This window comes from Chromohalobacter sp. HP20-39, assembly GCF_033052815.1.
In the GTDB taxonomy this organism is placed as follows: Bacteria; Pseudomonadota; Gammaproteobacteria; order Pseudomonadales; family Halomonadaceae; genus Chromohalobacter.
Map to the genome: position 1 here is coordinate 1 of NZ_JAWHTP010001030.1, position 246 is coordinate 246.

The 246-nt window shown below is 63.4% G+C and carries 1 protein-coding gene; it reads left to right on the forward strand.

Features of this window, described 5'->3' with window-relative positions; genetic code table 11:
• Positions 1-246: malonate decarboxylase subunit alpha (locus RVY79_RS21050; RefSeq protein WP_317466556.1), on the forward strand; the 246-nt coding region annotated here is incomplete at both ends.

A 246-nucleotide genomic window follows, 5' to 3' on the forward strand; every position in this document is an offset into this window, starting at 1 on the left:
GCGGCATCTACCAGCGGCACAACGTGCAGTCGCTCAACCACGGCATCGGCTTCAATACCGCAGCCATCGAGCTGATCCTGCCGACGTACGGTGAACGCCTGGGCCTCAAGGGCAAGATCTGCCGTAACTGGACGCTCAACCCGCACCCGACGCTGATCCCCGCCATTGAATCAGGCTGGGTGGAAAGCGTGCATTGCTTCGGCACCGAGTTGGGCATGGAACGCTACGTGGCCGCGCGCCCGGATG